We start from the raw sequence: 4,898 nt of genomic DNA on the forward strand, positions 1-4,898 counted from the left end.
CAGCCGCGGCGGCCATGAGGCCGCCGGTGCGGCCTGGGAGCGGGCCGCCGAGTTGACCGCTGATGCTGCAGCCAAGGCACGGCGGCTGCACGAGGCCGCGGAAAGCGCCTGGCTCACCGCGGACACCGTCCGGGCGGACCGGCTCAACACGGCCGCGCTGGCCCTGGCCCGCGAGCCGCTGCTGCGCGCCGACATCGCGCTGCTCCGGGCGAGGATCGAATGGAACACCGGCTCGCTCCAAGCCGGGCGGCACCTGGTGCTGGAAGGCGCCAAAGAGGTGGCGGAGGCAGACCCGGTCCGGGCCCGCGAGCTAGCCATGTTCGGCGCCGCGCTGGGTTCCTTCGACCACTCCGGAACCGGGCTCAACCCGCTGGAAATCGCCACAGAGCCCGGGCCGGCAGCCCCGGCGCGGCAGAAGTGCTTCTGGCATCTGCTGGCGGGCTTCCACCACGTCGGCACCGGCGACCTGGCCAGGGGCGCGGCGTTGCTGCGGGCTGCCTATGCCGACGGTGCCTCCCTGGAGAACGCGGACCAGGACCTGCTGCCGAACCTGGGCATCGCGGCCGTGCTGTTGGGCGACGACCAGGCTGCGCTGGAGTACCACGGGCTGCTGCTTTCCCGGGCGCGGGCCGGCGGTGCCTTGATGATGGCGCTGTACGCGCTGACCCGGCGGCACATCACCGACGTGGTCACCGGCAACTGGGCCGCGGCCCGCGCCGGGGCGTCCGAAGCGCTCCAGCTGGCCAACGGCAGCGGCCAGGCCGGGCTGACTGCTTTTCCGCTGGCAGCGCTGACGCTGCTTGATGCGCTGCAGTCGGAAGGAAGCTACACCCGGCACCTGGGTGCTGCGGAGGATGTGGCGGCGAAGCAGCCGCTGGGCAGCATGCACAGCCTGGTGCACGACGTGCTGCTCTGGGCCAAGGCGGTCGAGAGCGGGGAGCCGGAAGCCGCTTTCCACCAGCTGGCCCGGTTCGCGCACCCGGTCATGCGCCATACCGCGGCCGTCGACCGGGTGGAGGCGGCGTTCCGTAGCGGACATCGTGAGGAAGCGGCAGCCTGGACGGCGGAAACACAAGACTATGCGGCAGCTACCGGGAACGCCTGGGCTGCCGCCGCGGCTGCGCACTGCCAAGCCCTGCTGACGGAGGGCGAGGAGGCGGAACGGCTGTACCTCGCTGCGCTGGAGCACCACGCTTCGTCGCCGCGCAGCTTCGATCGGGCACGGACCCAGCTGGCGTACGGCGAGTACCTGCGCCGGGCCCGCCGCCGCGTGGACGCCCGCAGCCACCTTTCTGCAGCGCTGGAAACCTTCCGGGAGCTGGGCGCGCGGCGCTGGGAGGAGCGGACGCAGCAGGAAATGCGCGCCTCCGGCAAGACCGCACGCAAACGCGAGCCCTCCGCCGTCGTTGTTTTGACCCCGCAGGAACGGCAGGTCGCCGCGCTCATCCAGCAGGGCCTGTCCAACCGCGACGCGGCGGCGCAGCTGTTCCTGAGCCCGCGCACGGTCGACTTCCACCTGCGCAACGTCTACGCCAAGCTCGGCATCAGCAACCGCGGAGAACTGATGCGCCGCCAGCTGGACCGCGCAACCGCCTGAGCCCGGTAGGACAACCCGGCAATTCCACCGGTGCGAGCACCACTCCGGCCGCCGGAAGATGGCGGCATGGAAACTTCAACTCTGATCGGCAACTACCTGTTGGGCGGCGCCATCAACGCCGCGGTCCTGGTGGCCATCGCGTTTGCGCTGTCGCGCTTCGCCAAGGACTCCTACGGGCGGTCCCTGCTGGCCATCTTCCTGGTGATCGCCGGCGGCGCGTACGTCGGCTTCGCCATCGTCGCGGAGGCCAGCGGACTGTGGGCGCTCGCCGAACTGCTGCACGCGATTGCGCTCGGCGCGCTGGGGCTGCTGGGTCTGCGGCGCTCGCCGTACTGGCTGGCGCTGGGCTGGGCGCTGCATCCGCTGTGGGACGTGCCGCTGCACTTCTTCGGCGGCGGGCACGAGTTCGCGCCGGAAAGCTGGGCCATTGCCTGCGTGACCTTCGACTGGGTCGTGGCGCTGTACATCGTGCTGGCCTACCGGCGCAGCGGCGGGAGCCGGTTCAGGTTCCGGACCGGGCTGCCGGCCGCGAAAATGCACCGGCAAACCGTGCCCGCCAATCCGGGGGCAGTCCGTTAGCAACCTTGGAAACCAGTCCCCGGCGGCCTCTCCGTCGGGGACTTTTCCGGGTCGAAATCGAGGGCTTTTTGGCCCTTCCTGACGGGCCCCCGCAGCGGTACGCTGATGGCTCTATCCAAGGTTGGCCCGCTTCTTTCGGGGGTGCCGCAATGACCAGTGCAGACGTTGTCCGTACAGCCGGCATGGAACTGTTCGTCAACCGCAATCCCGGCGCCGTGGACCGCTACTACACCCCGGACTACCGGCAGCATTCGCCGCTGGCACCGGACGGACCGGAGGCGCTGCGGGACTTCGTCGGGCACCTGCCGCAGGAGTTCCGCTTCGAGCCCCTGCGGATCCTCGAGGACGGCGAGATGGTTGCCATCCACTGCGTCTACTACGGGCTCGCGCCGACCCCGGTGGTGGCGTTTAACGTCTTCCGGGTGGAAGGCGAGCGGCTCGCCGAGCATTGGGAGGTGCTGGCCCCGCTGGCCCATGATTCGGTCAGTGGCCGCTCGCAGGTGGACGGCCCGACGGAGGTCTCGGATCCGGAAAAGACGGTGGCCAACAAGGCGCTGCTGGCGGAGTTTGCTCAGAAAGTGCTGGTTGAGCGGGACCTCCGGGTGGCGGAGAACTACATCGCACCTGACTTCGCGCAGCACAACCCCGAGGCGGCGGACGGCGTGGCTGGCGCCGAGGCGGCGCTCGCGATGTGGGCCACCCAGGGCCGGCCGCTCATCCACCGCCGGATCCACCGCATTCTTGGCGAGGGGAACTTCGTGCTCACCGTCGCCGAGGGGGAGTTCGGGGTGCCGGTGGCGCTGTACGAACTGTGGCGCGTGGAGGACGGCCGGATCGTGGAGCACTGGGACGTGATCCAGCCGGTGCCCTTCGAAATGCCGCACGGCAACGGGTTCTTCTGACCCGGCCTCAGGGTTCCATGACGCGGACGGGCGCCCCGGCGGCGAACGCCGCGATGTCTTCCACAGCGTCCTGGTAGAAGATCCGGTACTGCTCTTCCGTCACGTAGCCCAAGTGCGGGGTGAGGATTGTGCGCGGGGCGGTGCGCCACGGGTGCTCGGCCGGGAGCGGTTCGATATCGTAGACGTCCAGCGCTGCGCCGCCGATCCGTCCGGCCTGCAGCGCTTCAAGCAGGGCGTCCTCCTGGACGATGGGTCCGCGCGACGTGTTGACCAGCAGCGCATCGGGCTTCATCAGCGCCAGGTCCTCCTCCCCGACCAGCCCGCGCGTGCGGTGCGAGAGGACCAGATGCACGGACAGGATGTCGGAGGCGGCGAAAAGCTCGGCTTTCTCCACGCGCTGCACGCCGTGTTCCGCCGCCCGCTCTGCCGTGAGGTTCTGGCTCCAGGCGATGACGTTCATGCCGAACGCCAGTCCGACCTTGGCCACGCGGGTGCCCAGGTTGCCCAGCCCGAGGAGTCCCAGCGTGCGCCCGGCGAGGCCTCGGCCCAGAGTGGTTTGCCAGCCACCGGAGGCGATGGCACCGAGTTCGACGTCGAGGTGCCGGGTGGCGGCGTGGATCAGCGCCCAGGTATGTTCCGCCGTGGGTTCGGGCACGTAGCCCGTGTGGCTGACCGTGATGCCCAACCGCTGGGCCGCTGCCAGGTCGATCGACGCGTTGCGCCGCCCGGTCGAGACAATCAGGCGCAGGTCCGGCAGCCGTTCCAGCCGCGGTTCGCGCAGCGGCGTACGTTCGCGCATGGCAACAACGACGTCGAACCCCGCCAAAGCGCCGACCACCGCATCGTCGTCGTGTCCGAGGTGCTCCTTGAAGAAGGTGACCTCAGCGCCGAGGGAATCCCAGTCGGCAAGGGTTCGGGCAACGTCCTGGTAGTCGTCAAGGACCGCGATCTTCATACCGCCGAGCCTAGCGGCAAAAACTGTCAGTGCCGGCAAGTAGCGTCAGGGACATGACCCGCCGTGACGTTGCCCTTCCCGACGATTACCAAGATCTGCTGACGGTGCTGAAGGAGCGCGTGCGAAGTACACGGGCACACGCTTTACGCACAGTTAACACGCAGCTGATCGAACTTTACTGGTCGATCGGCCGGGACATTCTGCGGCGACAGGACTCTGAAGGCTGGGGAAGCCGGGTCATCGCCAAGCTGGCTGAGGACCTCCGCGCCGAGTTCCCGGAGATGAAGGGCTTATCGCCGAGGAACCTGCAGTACATGGCTACGTTCGCCCGCGCCTGGCCCGATTCAATTGCGCAGCAAGCTGCTGCGCAATTGCCTTGGGGACATCTCATGGTGCTTGTCGACAAACTCACGGACCGGGAATCTCTGGACTGGTACGCCGCCGCAGCTGTGGAATACGCGTGGTCCCGCAATGTGCTGCTGAACATGATCATGGGGCAGGCGATGGAGCGGACTGGGTCGGCGCCGTCGAACTTCACGAAGGCACTGCCGGGACGGGAATCGGAACTGGCGCAGCAGGCGGCGAAGGATCCTTACAACTTCGAGTTCCTTGGCCTGAGCGGGGAAGTCTCCGAACGGGATCTCGAGCAGCGGCTGACTGACCGTATCGTAGAGACGCTGCGCGAGCTAGGTCCGGGGTTCGCGTTCGTGGGGCGGCAAGTGCATCTGGAGGTCGGCGGAGACGACTTCTATATCGATTGTTCCGATTCTCGGGTTATTCCGATGCCCGCTGCTTTGCGTGGGTGATGGGCCAGTGACTTGGGAAGACGCACTCTGATGACGTGATTTGTCGGGATAATCCGGTG

5 protein-coding genes are annotated in these 4,898 nt (G+C 68.2%); 4 read left to right on the plus strand and 1 reads right to left on the minus strand.

From position 1 onward, the window contains the following. From D477_RS17685 to D477_RS17695, 3 genes are all read left to right on the plus strand, one after another. The coding region (locus D477_RS17685) for a helix-turn-helix transcriptional regulator (protein ID WP_005272829.1) at positions 1 to 1,597 on the plus strand (1,597 nt) is incomplete at its 5' end. Positions 1,598 to 1,663: 66 nt separating this feature from the next. Beyond that, positions 1,664 to 2,176, plus strand: a complete 513-nt coding sequence (locus D477_RS21405; protein ID WP_005272830.1) for a DUF6010 family protein — start codon at positions 1,664 to 1,666, stop codon at positions 2,174 to 2,176. 149 nt (positions 2,177 to 2,325) lie between these two features. Further along, positions 2,326 to 3,078 carry a nuclear transport factor 2 family protein gene (locus tag D477_RS17695; protein ID WP_005272832.1) on the plus strand — a complete coding sequence of 251 codons (753 nt, stop codon included), beginning with the start codon at positions 2,326 to 2,328 and terminating at the stop codon, positions 3,076 to 3,078. A gap of 7 nt (positions 3,079 to 3,085) precedes the next feature. Here the strand turns inward: D477_RS17695 and D477_RS17700 are convergent, their stop codons facing one another. Continuing rightward, complete coding sequence (locus D477_RS17700; protein WP_005272833.1) at positions 3,086 to 4,033, minus strand: D-2-hydroxyacid dehydrogenase family protein; 948 nt, start codon at positions 4,031 to 4,033, stop codon at positions 3,086 to 3,088. 53 nt (positions 4,034 to 4,086) lie between these two features. On the opposite strand from D477_RS17700, the gene D477_RS17705 reads away from it, so the two are divergent. Further along, entirely contained in the window at positions 4,087 to 4,839 is a 753-nt protein-coding gene (locus D477_RS17705; RefSeq protein ID WP_005272835.1) for a PDDEXK nuclease domain-containing protein, read from the plus strand. Positions 4,840 to 4,898 lie beyond the last annotated feature (59 nt).

The sequence above is a fragment of the Arthrobacter crystallopoietes BAB-32 genome, assembly GCF_000328305.2.
GTDB classification, from domain to species: domain Bacteria; phylum Actinomycetota; class Actinomycetes; order Actinomycetales; family Micrococcaceae; genus Crystallibacter; species Crystallibacter crystallopoietes_A.

Coding starts and splice junctions, on each gene's coding strand:
- D477_RS21405 (WP_005272830.1), top strand. CDS start 1,664: ATGGAAACTTCAACTCTGATCGGCAACTACCTGTTGGGCGGCGCCATC.
- D477_RS17705 (WP_005272835.1), top strand. CDS start 4,087: ATGACCCGCCGTGACGTTGCCCTTCCCGACGATTACCAAGATCTGCTG.
- D477_RS17700 (WP_005272833.1), bottom strand. CDS start 4,033: ATGAAGATCGCGGTCCTTGACGACTACCAGGACGTTGCCCGAACCCTT.
- D477_RS17695 (WP_005272832.1), top strand. CDS start 2,326: ATGACCAGTGCAGACGTTGTCCGTACAGCCGGCATGGAACTGTTCGTC.